Below are 13,737 nucleotides of genomic sequence, written 5' to 3'. Positions count from 1 at the left end.
ATATAATTTTCACGGACGCATAGCATCCGTGAAAATTCAACTAGAAAATTTAACTAGGCAAGAGCAGCCTTAAGTTCACCTGTCACTCGCTTGATCTCCAGCATCAACAAACCTTGTTTTGCGGCTTTACTTGCCAAGACTAAGAGTACGGCTTCTTCTCCACAACTGGTCAAGATGCCATAGCCTTTGTCGCCTTCAACGTATAGGCGATCGATTACACCTCTAGCTAGCTCATTACCAATGCGCTCACCAAGAGAGAGCATTGCGGCTGACATCGCTGATACTCTCTCTTCATCCATTCCACTTGGCAAAGTAGAAGCTAGAGGCAAGCCATCGGGCGATACTAGGGCTGCTCCTTGGACATCACTGGTGCTGGTTACCAGATTTTGTAAAATACTTTCCAGCTTTGCAACGTTAATACCCATTATCTTTCTCCTTGTTTTGAATTTTGAATTATTTGTAGATTTAGTTTTGTAGACTTAGTGAAAAGATTATGCAGCTAACCGATAACCTCATACTCAATCACATCATGGGAACCGCCGCGCAAAACAGATTCTGTTTGCTTGCCGCGCAGACGTTTTCCCTCAAGCTGCTCCAGCACACCTTGAATTGCTCCTAATGTAAAAGTCAGTTTACGAGGAGAACCTTCGGGTTCACCAGCAGAGCAAATTGTTTCCCGACAGGAAACTTTAATTAATGCATCGGTTTCCTCAATATTGTCTACAATGCAAAGCCTAGTCCCATCTTTACCCAAAGCTTTTTGAAGAAGAGGCACAAGTTCATCATGAGAAATGTTTTTCCCTTTAACTCCAAGCTGTTCGGCAAGTTGCTTGCCGCGATTGCGACCTGCGGAGATCAGCGCGATCGCGGCGGCTTTTTCGCCTAAGGCTTCTTCAGTCCCAGTCACTACCGCTTTAAAACAAACAATACTACTAAATTCACCAAGTTCAGTACGCATAACAACCTCAATATTTTTTAAATGGCACTCCTATTTCATGCCAGATGCCCCCGTAGAGATCATACGCTTAAACAACCCCTCAGTCCAGCCAGTTTCCCTGAGAACAGCCTGTGAAGAAACCTCAACATAAGCTTGCTCAATGAAAGCAAGATCGATCATGCAGATTCTCCCTAATGATTCTCGCAAATCATCAGTAAGCCCTGCTGACTTCAGGTGTTTTCCAACTTCATTGACCACAGTTGCCATCGCAGGAACAACATGCTGTGGACCGATCCCGATCTGCACATGCACTAATCCAATCCGCCAACGACGGGATGCATAGGCACTTCCCCAGTTATCCATACCTGTAAACATTTCCCCAAACCACTCAATGAAGGTCTCATTTAAGCGGTGCATTCTACCTTCCTTAGCGTTAAGGATTTCATTCATTTCGGGATCGCGAGCAAGGTAGGCATAAAAGACTTCTGCCATTTGCAATGCGATCGACCTTCCCCATGCAGCATTTTCTTGGAGTAGAGCTTTGTCAGAATCAGAGAAAGATATACGTTTCTCCATAGTTGCCATGAAAGCCTGAGGATCGAGTACCATAGATGCTTCACTCTTTAAGATAGTTATAAGAATTTTTTGGGAGAAACACTTTCTAAACCTTAATTATTGTTAATCAAAACAATTGCGAAACCCTTTTTAGGATCGCAGTATCAAGAGGATAAATCATCCTGCTTAGCTTGCTCATCGACTCCCCCCAAATTAAGGTTTATTATTTTCCAACCCCGAAATTAATTATCCCTCTAATATGTGTATTTACAAACTAAATGCAACATAAGGTAATAATGCAATCGTGTTTAATAGACACTTCTTTCTCAGTCACAGTGCTTTAATCTCAAATCCAACCCAAAAGATTTTATGAAAGTGTTGCGGAGAAACACTTTCATAAAATCTTTTGGGTTGTTTGCTCAGTAATTGCTGTAAGAATTGATGGTGTGAAACCTTGCCTCACGTCATTAGTTCTTATCTTTATAGTATCTACATTTTTTGGGGAGAAAGTAGGCTCTGGTTACTATACAATTGTATTGACAAGACTATCTAGGGTAATCCTTTGCCCAAGTTTACCTCAAGGGTAAAAAGCACCTTGCCCGTAGCACGTTTAGGCAAAATTATTTAATATTGTTTGGGCGTTATTTGAGCGAATTTTAGAATGGCAGTAGATACAAGACAAGAGCAAAGCATTCGTGAAGTTGTCAATAGATTTGAAGTGTTATTGTCAGAGTTTATTGACAACAAAAAAGTGAGCAGGGATGAAATCGATCAAGTATATCTTAATCATGCGATTTCCAAATCTGTACTTCGTTATATCAAAAATTATGTAGAATCTTATACTGCTATTCAAGTAATTGGCACTCAAAGATCTACTTCTTTAGCTTCAATTTATATTACCCAAAAATTTCAAGCCCATACTTCAATTCGTAGTTTTGAATCGGTGGATGATCTAGAGGAGGCATTTACTCGCGATCTCCAGAGAAGCTCTTCTTGTAAAGTGCACAATTTACTGGGTTTGAATATTGCCAATGAAGAAGAATATCTGATGGTCTTGGGGCTTCCTGCTTCAGGTAAAACAACTTATCTAAAATATATTGGATCTGAAGCTTTACGCTATCCTAAGAGTCGTTACAAGCATGATATTCTGCCTGTATTTTTACATATCCACAAGTTCTATCGAACTACAGATAATTTGTTGCAGGCGATCGCCGAAGAGTTTGAGAAATGTGGGTTTCCTGTACCACAGGAGCTAGCGTTATGGATGTTAGAACAGGGCAAGTTACTAATTCTAATTGATGGGCTAAATGAGGCTGCTTTATCTCATAATCAACTCTCTCGTCTGATCAAAGATTTTGTAACGGCTTATCCACGTAATCGTTATATTGTTTCTAGTCGTTTGGATTCCTATGAAAATAGTTTTGGTCAATTTCTAGAAGTTGAACTTCAGCCTTGGGGGGATTTACATGTACAGGAATATATTCATAAGTGGTGTACGCTCCATCAGACTTTTAAAAATGATTCCTCTCAAGATGTATTTAATGACAATGCGTCGATAATAGCTCAACGTTGTTGGGAGATTTTACAGGTCAATACGATCGCTAGGGAATTAGCGAAATCACCGTTGAGTTTATCTCTGCTCTGCCTATTGTGCGATCGACACTATAGCTTGCCCAGAAATGTTAGTGGACTTTATCAAAAAAGTATTCAGTTACTAATTGAAGAACAGGTTCTTAATCAACAACTAGGTAATATTGAAGCTTATAACAGTCTTAGTACTGATATTTTGGAATTAACACTCGCCGAAATTGCCTTTAGAGGTTTTGAAGTCCGAAAACTAACATTGCCTTTAGAGCTAGTAGCAACTTATTTAGAAGATATGATTGCTAACTATTTTCAAGGGCTTCAAGAACTGTCCACTGATTTTGTGTTCAAGATTTTGAAGAAAATTGGAATTTGTAAAATTATTAATTCTGAAAGTGGAGCTAGTTTTAGCTTTACCCATATTAATTTTCAAGAATATTTTGTTGCTTTATATATTCATAGACATAATCAAACTAAAAATTTAGTTGCTAAATATCTTCACGATCGTCATTGGCAAAATGTTTTCCTTTTCCTAGCAGGAATGATGAGCGGTAATGCGGAGGAACTATTAACTGATATAGAGTTTCAGGCTACTCAATATATTAATTCATCAAAACTAACTAATCTGCTAATTTGGCTAGAGAAAGTAGCTGTTAACACTTCAGGTGACTTAAAGAACATATCCAAACGAATTGCGACTTTGTTTCTCGCTCGTCCTCGTTTTTTGACGGAACTTGCACCAGCCCTAAGTTTGACAAGAATGTTGTTTTTGGCACGTAACCTGTATGAGAAGTTTGATTCACCGCTGAATTTTGACAAGATTTTTGAAGCAGAACTTTCACTGAGTCTTGCTCAAGCTCTAGATTTTGATAGTTCCACAGAACTTGATTTGGCAATACAACTTTGTTCTAACTTAGAACAGTCTTTGCTTAAAGTTGACTATGACCCAAGCCAAATTAACTTTAGAGCTTTAAGTAAAAAATTGAATGAGTTGCATACGCAAGCCCCTAGCTATGATCAGCCATTTGATGTGCGATTACAGTTTCGCAATCAGATTAGCCGAACTTGGCTGCAAACTCTATATCTTCCATTGGATTCCAATCAGCTTTCATATCAAGAAATCACCAACCTAGAGAACTATCTCTATGCAAATTTGTTAATGGTGCAATGTAAAAATGAGGCGATCGCTATTTCCAGAAAAGCTTGGCAAGAGATTGAATCACGGATGCTAAGAATCACAAATTAAATAGAACTTATTATTGTTGAGGTAAGCAAAATCTATCTCAACAATAATTGAGTTTTGAACTGAGCAACTTCTATTCCTGAACTAATGATGACCGCTTGGAGTCCATTCTTAGATTTACATCTAAATGGAATGAATGTAAATTTGCTAATTTTAATCTTTGCAGCTAGCCTCGATCGCCTAATTGGCGATCCAGTCAATTGGCTACATCCCGTGCAGGTGATGGGTTGGATCATCTCGCAATTTACTAATTTGGTGCTGATCAAAGATCCTGTCACGAACGCCCGCATTCCCCGATTTGCAGCCCTAGACATGAAAATGTTAGGCATAATTTTAGGAATGAGCATGATCTTGGGAAGTGGAATTGTGGGCTGGGTGATCGCGATCGCCGCCGCACAAGTCCATCCGCTTTTGGCGATCGCAGTTTCCAGCATCTTACTCGCGGCATGTTTTGCGGGGCGCAGTCTTCGCAATGCCGCCGAGTCAGTATTAGCAGTCTTGCAAACGGGTAATCTTGACAATGCTCGCCAAGAATTAAGTCGTTATGTAGGGCGTGACACAGAAGATTTAACAGAATTAGAAATCTTACGGGCAGTGCTAGAAACTGTGACCGAAAATGCGATCGATGCTGTTACTTCGCCATTGTTTTATGCCTTGATTGGTTCGGCATTGTTTAATTATGGTGGTGTTGCCCTTGCGATCGCCTACAAAGCATCTAGTACCCTTGATTCAATGGTGGGCTATCGGGAAGCACCCTATACCGATCTGGGTTGGTTCAGTGCCAAAACCGATGATGTGCTTACTTGGCTGCCCTGTCGATTAACAGTCATCACTTTAGCGTTACTCTCAGGTAAGCCAATTCATGTTTGGCAGATCTGCCAACGCGATGCTAAGCAAGATCCTAGCCCTAATTCAGGATGGAGCGAATGTGTCTATGCGGCGATCTTGCAAGTGCAGCTAGGCGGCGAAAATCGCTATCGAGGACTTGTCAAACAAAAGCCTTTACTGGGAGATGCAATTGAGGCGATCGCCGCACCTAAGATTTCACAGGCTCTCAAACTAACGAGTATCTGTTTCCTAATTTGGCTGATTGGTGGTGGACTTGCCTTGCAAACTATTTACTGATTTGGCGACACTCATCCCCAGAAATTGATTTAGCACTACCATCGGGTAAAACCTTTACACAAGTAATATCTGTTTTTGGTGCAAAGAAAGTATAGGCAATAACTCCTGAAAGTAAGATCAAAGAAGCAGGAATTAGTACATTTAAAGATAGCCACTTGGGGCGTAATTTCTTTTTGATACTAGCTAGTTTTTTCTGAACTGACAAAACATTAGGATGTTTATCCTCTAGCGATCGCTTATAGATTTTGATCGCCTGTTCATAAAGATTTTTGACCTCTTGATAACGCTTTTGAGAGTAGTACATAGCCGCTAAATCTACTAAACTAGCCGCAACTTCTGGATGCTCTACACCTAATACCTTCTTTTTAATTTCTAATGCTTGCAAAAATAATGATTCTGCTTTCTGGTAAAAGGCTTGGGCATTATAAATTGCAGCTAGATCTAACATCACTGAGGCGACATCAGGATGCTCTTCACCTAATGCTTGCTTACGAATAGCGATCGCTTGTAGAAATAATTTTTCAGTTTTATCAAATAGATTTTGTGAATAACTTAGAACTGCTAAATCGATTAAATTGTTAGCAATATGAGGATGAGATTCTCCATGCAAACGTTGATTGATAATTAAAATTTGCTCAAGATATTTTTCAGCCTCACTGTATTTACCAGACTTGCGATCTTTTTGAGCTAGATCGTATAAACATTCCAAAAAAATGCCAATCCTACCATTAGCATAGGGAGGATCAGGCTCAATTCGATAAGTAGCAATAGTATTGCTGCTAAAAACTATTTCATCTCCATGCATTAATATCCAAGATTCACGCATTTCACCATTGATCAGCAACCCGTTGGTACTTTTTCCTTTTTCAGGTGTGCCGTCACTTAGTCGAAATATTTGTAATAGTGGCTCTGATACAGCTATTCCTGTTAAAGTTGCATGTTCACGCGATACTGATTGCGATCGCAACACAATCTCATTTTCTGGCGATCTTCCAAGGATATAGTTCTTGCCATCTAGTAAGATTCGTTGCTTTCCTTCTGGATCTTTCAAAATTAGATAATGCTCGAATTGACTGCCTTCAACTACGGTTGCATCTTGCGGAATGATGGATCTGTTAGTCATAGTAAGAGGGGCGATAGCTAATTACGAAGAGCTCAATAGTCAGAATAATCAGGTAGTTAACAATTATGACATTGATTAAAACTAACCTACCCACATCCAAGGTGCAATAAGCAATAATAAGCTATTTGGCTGAAGCAATCAGATACGATGCTTTACGTTACATTTAATCTTTTACAAAACCAAAAATTGTTAAGCCATTTTGTGTTTTGGTATTATGCGCTCTTAAAGAAACGAATTATTTCACGGACATGTTCTAAAAATTGGCTATCGTTACTGAGCTGGGCGATCGCCTGCCGAGATTCTCGAACTAAACGCTCATGATCACGATCATTAGTGGCACGTAGATCTTCAAGGTTTGCACCTAAGCGCGATAAATCTTTGCGTGTTTCTTCAGAAAATTGTGCATATTTTGCAACCCATGAATAGGGATTTTCGCTGCTGAGTTGCTCATTAATTTGTCGTACTGACTCTTCCAAATTGGCAAATCTTTGGCGCAACTCCATCACATCTTCACGAGGATAATCAATTTGCTGGGAAATCGATCTCAATCGTTGGGATATATACTCATAGGCGCTAATGGCAGGGCGTAATATGGTAAGTAAAAGCGCGGCGATCGCCCCCACATAACCAACAGTACCAATGCCACTCGATGCTAAAGCATAGAGAGCGATCGCTGAAATTACATGTAATCCCAGTGCTAATCCTAAGGATTTTTGAGCCAGCGATTTGACATAAGGTAATTGGTTATCATCAACATTAATACCTTTTTCCTTGGAAATTGTCGCTTGGTTGAGTACTGCCTTGGACTGAAAATAAACATTCCAAGGCACAGTGACGATGATAATCAGCCATACAAAAATGCTTGCGCCAATTCCCCAATCAATAAAATTACCAAATGGCAAATTTAACCATTGAGTTAGTCCAAATCCTGCCAGAAATATCAATAGTAAAGCGCCAAGCCAACCAATAAAATTACCCATAGGATTATCAGCAAATATTTTAAAGTCTATTGAACTATGCCAAAAGATAAAAAGCGGCGCTCTGCGCCGCTTTTTATCTTTTGTTTGGATAATCCTAATTAGGGAATTTTTGTGGGAACTGTGCAGTTTCTACATTTAAAGCAACTGTTTGACCAGCACGCTTAACTTCCATACGGATTTTGTCGCCAACGGCCCGATCTTCAACTAATTGGGTAACTTGATCAGCAGTCAAAATTTCTTTATCGTTAAATCTGACAATCACATCACCACGCTTAGCGCCAGCTTTTGCAGCAGGAGAGTCATCTACGACTCTAGTAATCAATACGCCCTTATCTTCAGAAATTTGGATACCAAAGTCAGCGTCCTGATTGACCTGTCTTTTGACATTTGGATCAACCGTTACCATTTGAATACCAAGATAAGCACGGCTGACTTTACCGTTCGCAATTAGTTGCTTCGCAATGCGCTGAGCAGTTTCAATCGGAATTGCAAAACCTAAACCCTGTGCGCCTTGGATAATTGCAGTGTTGACTCCAATAACTTCACCATTTTGATTAAGCAAAGGACCACCTGAGTTACCAGGATTAATTGCAGCATCGGTTTGAATGAAGCTAACCCGCTTATCAACACCGATTTGTCCACTATTACGACCGATCGCACTGATAATGCCAGCCGTAACTGTATTGTCTAGCCCCAGTGGATTACCGATGGCGATCGCCCAGTCTCCTGGTTGTAAATTTGCGGAACTGCCAAGACTCACGGTAGGCAAGTTGTCTGGCTTAACCTGTACCACCGCAATATCGGTTAGTTCATCGCTACCAATTACCTTACCTTCAATTTGGCGACCATCTTTGAGAATTACAGTTACCTTGTCTGCGCCACTAACAACATGGGCATTGGTGATAATGTCGCCCTCTTTATTAATGATAAAGCCAGAGCCAGTACCCCGTTCAACTCTTTCTTTGGGCATACGGCGTAGTTGATCACCAAAAAACTGACGAAACATGGGATCATCCAAAAATTCCTGAGGAATTTGTTGGTTGCTTGCCACAGTGCGAGAAGCATTGATTCTAACAACTGCGGGACCAGTACGATTAACGGCTTCCACAACATAATTGCGAGGTACGGTAATCGATTTAGCTCTGTCACTCTCCTGTGCAACCACTGGTGATATCGATGCAACTTGAGTTACGGGCGTAACTAATGTTGTATTTGGCGATCGCACTCCAGATACCACCGCCCAAGCTCCCAAAATTACACCCAAAAGAAGCATCGAAGCATAAATCAAAGGTTGCTTGTAACGAGATTTTTTATTTGAGTCTCTCATAGCTATTTCCGCGACCAATAATGTCTAAATTCTACTAAAGATTTTTTGTCATGTTAATCTTTGCCACCAGACGGAAAACCGTCATTTATAGCTGTCTTCCATCATGTTGGAACATAAAACCAGAAGAAGAGTGGTGGTGCGAAGCACCACTAATCGTTTCTTGGATTTTGATTTGTTCTAATACAACCGACTACAGATATGTAAATTAGACATAATTTTAAAAAATAATGCATCACCCACCAGAGCCGATTTAAACAAATTGTGAGAGAGCACCTTGACGGGCGCTCTCTCACAATTTGTTATTTAGAACTCATCGATTTTGGCAAAGGCACAAGCGGCTCTTCCATAGCAATTAAGATTGGTTCTTCTTTTACTTGGGTAGGAGCCTTGATGTTATTTGTGACTGGGCTAAATTGAGGACTAGAGTTAAAGGTAAACATCGAGCCGAGTACCCCAACCACAGCCGCAACAGATATCCCAATACCTGCCAATTTCCATTTACGTCGCTGCGATCGCTTATCAATCTCGGCAAAGACACGATTAATCATTACATCTGTCTCTGCCTTTACCGACGAATGTGCTGCCACAGGTACTGGTAGATCAATTAAGGATTGACGTAACTTTAATTGTTGTTGATAGAGGCGACGAAAATCAATATCGTCGGACAGCCACTGTTCGACAAGTTGCTCTTCAGCTTCAGTTACTTCGCCATCTATATACGCACTGAGTAACTCAAAGCGCTCCTCTGGAATAATCATAGAACTATTAAAAATTTGGTTAGCACTCATAACTTAAATACACCCCTCGTTACATATTTGACAAATAGGGTTGTAATTGCGCTTGTAGCTTTAATCTTGCTCTAGCTATACGTGATTTTACTGTACCAAGCGATACACCTGTTAGCTCAGAAATCTCTTCATAGGATAAACCTTGAATTTCCCTTAGCACAATAGTTTCACGGAAACTAGCAGGCAGATCTTGAATGGCTTTGCGAAGTTGCTCATAAAACTCCTGCGTAGACATGTTTTCGATCGGGCTAGGGGCAGCGCTAGGTAAATCCCAATTCATCTCATCACCATCGCCAGACATAAATGGTGCATCAAGGGAAACTGAATTGCCAACTCGTTTGCGCTTACGCAATTCGTCATAGAACAAATTAGTGGCAATTCGACTCAGCCAACCTCGAAACTTTTCAGGCTCTTGTAAACGCTTGATATTTCGGTAAACACGCAACCATACTTCTTGGGCAAGGTCAGCGCGATCTTGCCAGTCAGGAGCGAGTTTGTATAGAACTTGATCGACATAGGACTGATTACGTCGCATAAGTTCTGCAAACGCAGACCTACTGGTTTGCGCTTCGGTTTGGCACAGTTGTACCAATTCAACGATGGGGAGCTTATCAACGGACACGGAGTTGGAGGGCGCGTACCCTCCGATGCTGGTTGACCAAGATAGGCTATAACTCATCAATTACTCGCTCCTACTGGACTTGAATCTACACTTGCCTTGATACAGGGCTGTGTCTTTATGTTCAAGTTTTAGGACGGAGAATTAGAAAAGTTTGTTCCTACCAAAACAGAGCTTTAATTGATATATAACACTTTGCCGCATTAATAAACCCATAGATTTTTTTGGAAAGTCTTACTTAGTAAGACTTTCCAAAAAAATCTGTTGTTATCAGCGCAATGTACTTCTAAATATCGATATTTAAAGATATTTCAAGAGGGATAATAGCAGTTAGTTTGGGCGTTTTTTGCTAATTCATAGGTTTCCTTAGATTTTTCACCTGATTTTTTTTACTTAAATTTGTTTGGATTTACTTATGCAGCGATCGCAGTGGATATCAGTTTTGACAGGCGTTATCGCCGTAGTATTGGGCGTGGGCTATTTAATTTTGGTACAAGTACTTGATTGGCGCGGCGGCGAAATGCTACCTGCTCCTGTTGATCTGTCCTTTCTTTTTTGATGTTCATACAGAGCCTCACTTCGTGACGCTCTATATTTAGAGGGAAGTGCAAAGCGCTTCGCTCTAGATTTTGGGATTTTATGAAATTAACCAGAAAAGGTCATTACAGTGTGAAGGCGATGCTCGATCTGGTGGTTTGGGCAAAACGCAAGCCTGCCTCAGTCCGCGAAATTAGCGATCGCCAAGCTATTCCTGCCCCTTACTTAGAAAAAATTTTAATGGCTTTACGCCAAGCGGATTTGGTGGAATCGATCCGTGGTGTACAGGGAGGCTACAAACTGAAGCGATCGCCCAAAGATATTTCTCTTGGTGAAATTTTATCGGCAGTTGGCGAAGATACTTATCCTCTGCCCAAACTCAAGCCACAGGAAAAACTTGCCTCTGATTGGGTCACATTTGCCCTATGGCAAAGACTTGATCGCAAACTTAAGGATGTTCTTTACAGTATTTGTTTAGAAGATTTATATTACGATGCTCGCAGTTGGCAAGCATCCCAAGGACAAAGCGCAGGATTTATAGTTTAAATAAGCGAGCAAAGCTCGCTTATTTAAACAGATTTCGAGCGAATTTGGCGCATAAGGTTAGCCATCTCGATCGCTGCCATCCCAAATTCCCAGCCTTTATTGCCCTTGATGCCAGCACGTTCTAGAGCCTGCTGCATCGTGTCCGTAGTCAACACACCAAAAATAATCGGTACACCAGTCTGAAAAGAGGTTGCCGCAACTCCCTTAGAAACTTCATTAGCCACATAGTCAAAATGGGGAGTATCCCCACGAATAACTGCCCCTAGGCAAATAATTGCATCATAACGTCCTGAATCTGCTAACTCCTTTGCTACCATTGATATTTCCAGACTTCCCGGAACCCATGCATAGTCAACTTGGCTGCCAGTCTCCGAAACATCAATACCATGTCGCAATAGTGAATCTTGACATCCTTGGAGAAGCTTACCGACGATCAGGTCATTAAACCGAGCTACCACGATCGCAAAGCGCAAACTATCTGTATTGGTAAAGCTACCTTCAAAAACGGTCATAGGATTTTAAATGTTTGTAGCAATTTTCAAATATTTAATCAAATTAAAAGTTTTAAAAAGCCTTGCTTAGCAAGGCTTTTTAAAACTTTTTTGGGGACTTTATTTAGCTATACCTAAGCTACAAAAGCATTCAAAATGCCGATGACAATTACAAATGCTAACCAAATCAGAGAACCAAGAAATAAAAGAGGTTTTGTTTGGTTCCAAGAGCTAGGGGATGCGTAAGCAACGGGCACGCCAATCACCAAAACGAAGGAAAACAATACAAAAGCTGCCAATAAAAGTTGGAATAGAATAGTCACTTTATTTAAACTCCGAATACTAAAACAAAATACTAAGACAAATCCTTTACACCAAATTAGCAGAAAATGCGTCTCTCTTAAGGTTTGAAGTAAATGGTGCTGAAGCACCATTTACTTCAAATTACAAAGCACCTGCGGCAGTGCGATCGAGAATACCTTCAGATAAGTGCGTTGTAATATTTCCAGATTGCAAGATTGGGGTTCCCTGTGCGCCTTGAGGATAATCAATCACACTTACACCACCATTACCTTGCTTAAATACCCAAAACTGTTCGGGTGAGAATCCAAACAATAGACAAAGAATAGCTTTGTTGACAGCATCATGGGCAACAACCAGAGCCGTTTCGCCTGCGGGAACTGATTCGACAATCTTTTGCCAAATAATTGCAACGCGATCCCAAACCTGTTGTAAATTCTCACCTTCAGGCATTTGCACAGTTTCAGGTTGAGCTTGCCAGAGAGCTAGTTGTCCTGGAAATTCAGCTTCGATTTCATGCTCAAATTTGCCTTCCCAGAGTCCATGGGAAATTTCTTTGAGTTCATCAAATAATTCCAGCTTAATGTTGGGGTGCTTGCTCAAAATTTCTAAAGCCGTGTCTTTAGGGCGCAACATTGGACTGCTAAAGGCTTTATCGATTTTAACCTTTGCTAAAAATTCGCTTGCCCGTCGTGCTTGGGCATGACCATTGTTATTCAGTGGGACATCAATTTGTCCTTGGAAACGTTTTTGGCGATTCCACTCGGTTTCACCATGACGGACTAATAATAAACGGAGTCCATTGTGATTTTTCTTGACAGGAGGTAATGGGGAGCCTGAAATATCCGCAAGATGGCTAGCGAGGTTGAGGGATTCAAGCTGCACGCCGTCGGCGATACTTGTACCTTGGAAATTGAGTACACTTATGGCGCAGTTAACTTGCTGAATATTGTGATAAAGACTCACAGGAATCCTGATCGCCGAACAAATTAGAGCGCGATTAATGCCACTATGCCCTACCAACAAAATTGTTTTATCTTGATTTGTGACTAAAATCTCACTCCATAACGCTTTAGCTTGTTCAAATAAGTCGAGGATGGGGTAGCGATCTCCTAATTGAAATTTTTCTGGCTCATTTTGCCAAAGGTGATATTTTTCAGGGAATTGTTCTTTAACGTCACGAGCGATCATCGATTCCCACTCACTGAGATCAATTTCGAGTAAACCCTCAGTGGTAACTAACTCTGGAGGATTAAAATTTTCAGCCAAAATAAGTTTTGCAGTATGTTGAGCGCGTACCAAAGGACTAGCATAGGCAACATCAATATTGAGATTTGATAGCGCCTTTCCTGCGAGCTTAGCCTGCTGTTTGCCCTTATCGGTCAAAACGGACTGCAATTCTGGGCGATCATAATTACCTCGTCCTTGAATTTTGCTTAAGATATTGAAATTACTTTCGCCGTGACGGACGATAACTACTCGCGTACTCAGAATTTTACCCTCGTTTTCTTGGTTTTTAAAGTTGGAGGTACAGCGCAACCGAACCCCTAACATAACTATCAATATTAAAACACTATTAAGA

15 protein-coding genes are annotated in these 13,737 nt (G+C 40.7%); 4 read left to right on the top strand and 11 right to left on the bottom strand.

Annotated elements, in window-relative coordinates; genetic code table 11:
* Nucleotides 1-53 precede the first annotated feature (53 nt).
* From ABM313_RS10375 to ABM313_RS10365, 3 genes are all read right to left on the bottom strand, one after another.
* Nucleotides 54-425 (bottom strand): roadblock/LC7 domain-containing protein, encoded by a 372-nt coding sequence (locus ABM313_RS10375; protein WP_434687770.1) that lies wholly within the window; start codon nt 423-425, stop codon nt 54-56.
* A 74-nt stretch (nt 426-499) separates the two neighbouring features.
* On the bottom strand, nt 500-958 hold the full coding sequence (locus ABM313_RS10370) for a hypothetical protein (protein ID WP_434687768.1): 459 nt from the start codon (nt 956-958) through the stop codon (nt 500-502).
* Nucleotides 959-988: 30 nt separating this feature from the next.
* Nucleotides 989-1,546 carry a protoglobin domain-containing protein gene (locus tag ABM313_RS10365; RefSeq protein ID WP_434687766.1) on the bottom strand — a complete coding sequence of 186 codons (558 nt, stop codon included), beginning with the start codon at nt 1,544-1,546 and terminating at the stop codon, nt 989-991.
* A 607-nt stretch (nt 1,547-2,153) separates the two neighbouring features.
* Between ABM313_RS10365 and ABM313_RS10360 the strand changes: the two genes are divergently transcribed.
* Both ABM313_RS10360 and cbiB read left to right on the top strand, forming a co-directional pair.
* Nucleotides 2,154-4,322, top strand: a complete 2,169-nt coding sequence (locus ABM313_RS10360; protein WP_434687764.1) for an NACHT domain-containing protein — start codon at nt 2,154-2,156, stop codon at nt 4,320-4,322.
* An 87-nt stretch (nt 4,323-4,409) separates the two neighbouring features.
* The gene (gene cbiB, locus ABM313_RS10355) at nt 4,410-5,444 is read left to right on the top strand and encodes an adenosylcobinamide-phosphate synthase CbiB (protein ID WP_434688437.1); all 1,035 of its coding nucleotides are present in this window, start codon (nt 4,410-4,412) and stop codon (nt 5,442-5,444) included.
* Here cbiB and ABM313_RS10350 read toward each other — a convergent pair.
* The 5 genes from ABM313_RS10350 to ABM313_RS10330 all read right to left on the bottom strand — a co-directional run bounded on the left by ABM313_RS10350 (nt 5,434) and on the right by ABM313_RS10330 (nt 10,341).
* Nucleotides 5,434-6,567 carry a tetratricopeptide repeat protein gene (locus ABM313_RS10350; protein WP_434687762.1) on the bottom strand — a complete coding sequence of 378 codons (1,134 nt, stop codon included), beginning with the start codon at nt 6,565-6,567 and terminating at the stop codon, nt 5,434-5,436. The two genes, cbiB and ABM313_RS10350, sit on opposite strands and share 11 nt — an antisense overlap.
* A 212-nt stretch (nt 6,568-6,779) precedes the next feature.
* Entirely contained in the window at nt 6,780-7,547 is a 768-nt protein-coding gene (locus ABM313_RS10345; protein ID WP_434687760.1) for a hypothetical protein, read from the bottom strand.
* A gap of 94 nt (nt 7,548-7,641) precedes the next feature.
* Nucleotides 7,642-8,874 (bottom strand): HhoA/HhoB/HtrA family serine endopeptidase, encoded by a 1,233-nt coding sequence (locus ABM313_RS10340; RefSeq protein WP_434687758.1) that lies wholly within the window; start codon nt 8,872-8,874, stop codon nt 7,642-7,644.
* A gap of 299 nt (nt 8,875-9,173) precedes the next feature.
* Nucleotides 9,174-9,662: a hypothetical protein gene (locus ABM313_RS10335; protein WP_434687756.1), complete on the bottom strand. Its 489-nt coding sequence runs from the start codon at nt 9,660-9,662 to the stop codon at nt 9,174-9,176.
* A 19-nt stretch (nt 9,663-9,681) separates the two neighbouring features.
* A complete protein-coding gene (locus ABM313_RS10330; RefSeq protein ID WP_434687755.1) occupies nt 9,682-10,341 on the bottom strand; it encodes a sigma-70 family RNA polymerase sigma factor in 660 nt (219 codons plus the stop codon).
* Between the two features lie 343 nt (nt 10,342-10,684).
* Between ABM313_RS10330 and ABM313_RS10325 the strand changes: the two genes are divergently transcribed.
* Together ABM313_RS10325 and ABM313_RS10320 are read left to right on the top strand one after the other, a co-directional pair.
* Nucleotides 10,685-10,840 (top strand): hypothetical protein, encoded by a 156-nt coding sequence (locus ABM313_RS10325; protein WP_434687754.1) that lies wholly within the window; start codon nt 10,685-10,687, stop codon nt 10,838-10,840.
* An 80-nt stretch (nt 10,841-10,920) separates the two neighbouring features.
* Nucleotides 10,921-11,364, top strand: a complete 444-nt coding sequence (locus ABM313_RS10320; RefSeq protein ID WP_434687753.1) for an RrF2 family transcriptional regulator — start codon at nt 10,921-10,923, stop codon at nt 11,362-11,364.
* 23 nt (nt 11,365-11,387) lie between these two features.
* Here ABM313_RS10320 and ribH read toward each other — a convergent pair whose 3' ends face one another.
* The 3 genes from ribH to ABM313_RS10305 all read right to left on the bottom strand — a co-directional run bounded on the left by ribH (nt 11,388) and on the right by ABM313_RS10305 (nt 13,709).
* Nucleotides 11,388-11,876: a 6,7-dimethyl-8-ribityllumazine synthase gene (gene ribH / locus ABM313_RS10315; protein WP_434687752.1), complete on the bottom strand. Its 489-nt coding sequence runs from the start codon at nt 11,874-11,876 to the stop codon at nt 11,388-11,390.
* 113 nt (nt 11,877-11,989) lie between these two features.
* Entirely contained in the window at nt 11,990-12,178 is a 189-nt protein-coding gene (gene psbZ / locus ABM313_RS10310) for a photosystem II reaction center protein PsbZ (protein ID WP_072143510.1), read from the bottom strand.
* A 121-nt stretch (nt 12,179-12,299) separates the two neighbouring features.
* Nucleotides 12,300-13,709: a histidine phosphatase family protein gene (locus tag ABM313_RS10305; protein WP_434687750.1), complete on the bottom strand. Its 1,410-nt coding sequence runs from the start codon at nt 13,707-13,709 to the stop codon at nt 12,300-12,302.
* Between the last annotated feature and the right edge of the window lie 28 nt (nt 13,710-13,737).

The organism is Pseudanabaena minima str. Chao 2107, from assembly GCF_051131155.1.
In the GTDB taxonomy this organism is placed as follows: Bacteria; Cyanobacteriota; Cyanobacteriia; order Pseudanabaenales; family Pseudanabaenaceae; genus Pseudanabaena; species Pseudanabaena minima.
Note: the sequence above shows the minus strand (reverse complement) of the source record. Positions and strands in the feature narration are given on the sequence as shown.

What these genes read in the sequence shown, in the direction of transcription:
- ABM313_RS10375 (WP_434687770.1), bottom strand. Translation starts at nt 425, where the DNA reads ATGGGTATTAACGTTGCAAAGCTGGAAAGTATTTTACAAAATCTGGTA.
- ABM313_RS10370 (WP_434687768.1), bottom strand. Translation starts at nt 958, where the DNA reads ATGCGTACTGAACTTGGTGAATTTAGTAGTATTGTTTGTTTTAAAGCG.
- ABM313_RS10365 (WP_434687766.1), bottom strand. Translation starts at nt 1,546, where the DNA reads ATGGTACTCGATCCTCAGGCTTTCATGGCAACTATGGAGAAACGTATA.
- ABM313_RS10360 (WP_434687764.1), top strand. Translation starts at nt 2,154, where the DNA reads ATGGCAGTAGATACAAGACAAGAGCAAAGCATTCGTGAAGTTGTCAAT.
- cbiB (WP_434688437.1), top strand. Translation starts at nt 4,410, where the DNA reads ATGACCGCTTGGAGTCCATTCTTAGATTTACATCTAAATGGAATGAAT.
- ABM313_RS10350 (WP_434687762.1), bottom strand. Translation starts at nt 6,567, where the DNA reads ATGACTAACAGATCCATCATTCCGCAAGATGCAACCGTAGTTGAAGGC.
- ABM313_RS10345 (WP_434687760.1), bottom strand. Translation starts at nt 7,547, where the DNA reads ATGGGTAATTTTATTGGTTGGCTTGGCGCTTTACTATTGATATTTCTG.
- ABM313_RS10340 (WP_434687758.1), bottom strand. Translation starts at nt 8,874, where the DNA reads ATGAGAGACTCAAATAAAAAATCTCGTTACAAGCAACCTTTGATTTAT.
- ABM313_RS10335 (WP_434687756.1), bottom strand. Translation starts at nt 9,662, where the DNA reads ATGAGTGCTAACCAAATTTTTAATAGTTCTATGATTATTCCAGAGGAG.
- ABM313_RS10330 (WP_434687755.1), bottom strand. Translation starts at nt 10,341, where the DNA reads ATGAGTTATAGCCTATCTTGGTCAACCAGCATCGGAGGGTACGCGCCC.
- ABM313_RS10320 (WP_434687753.1), top strand. Translation starts at nt 10,921, where the DNA reads ATGAAATTAACCAGAAAAGGTCATTACAGTGTGAAGGCGATGCTCGAT.
- ribH (WP_434687752.1), bottom strand. Translation starts at nt 11,876, where the DNA reads ATGACCGTTTTTGAAGGTAGCTTTACCAATACAGATAGTTTGCGCTTT.
- ABM313_RS10305 (WP_434687750.1), bottom strand. Translation starts at nt 13,709, where the DNA reads ATGTTAGGGGTTCGGTTGCGCTGTACCTCCAACTTTAAAAACCAAGAA.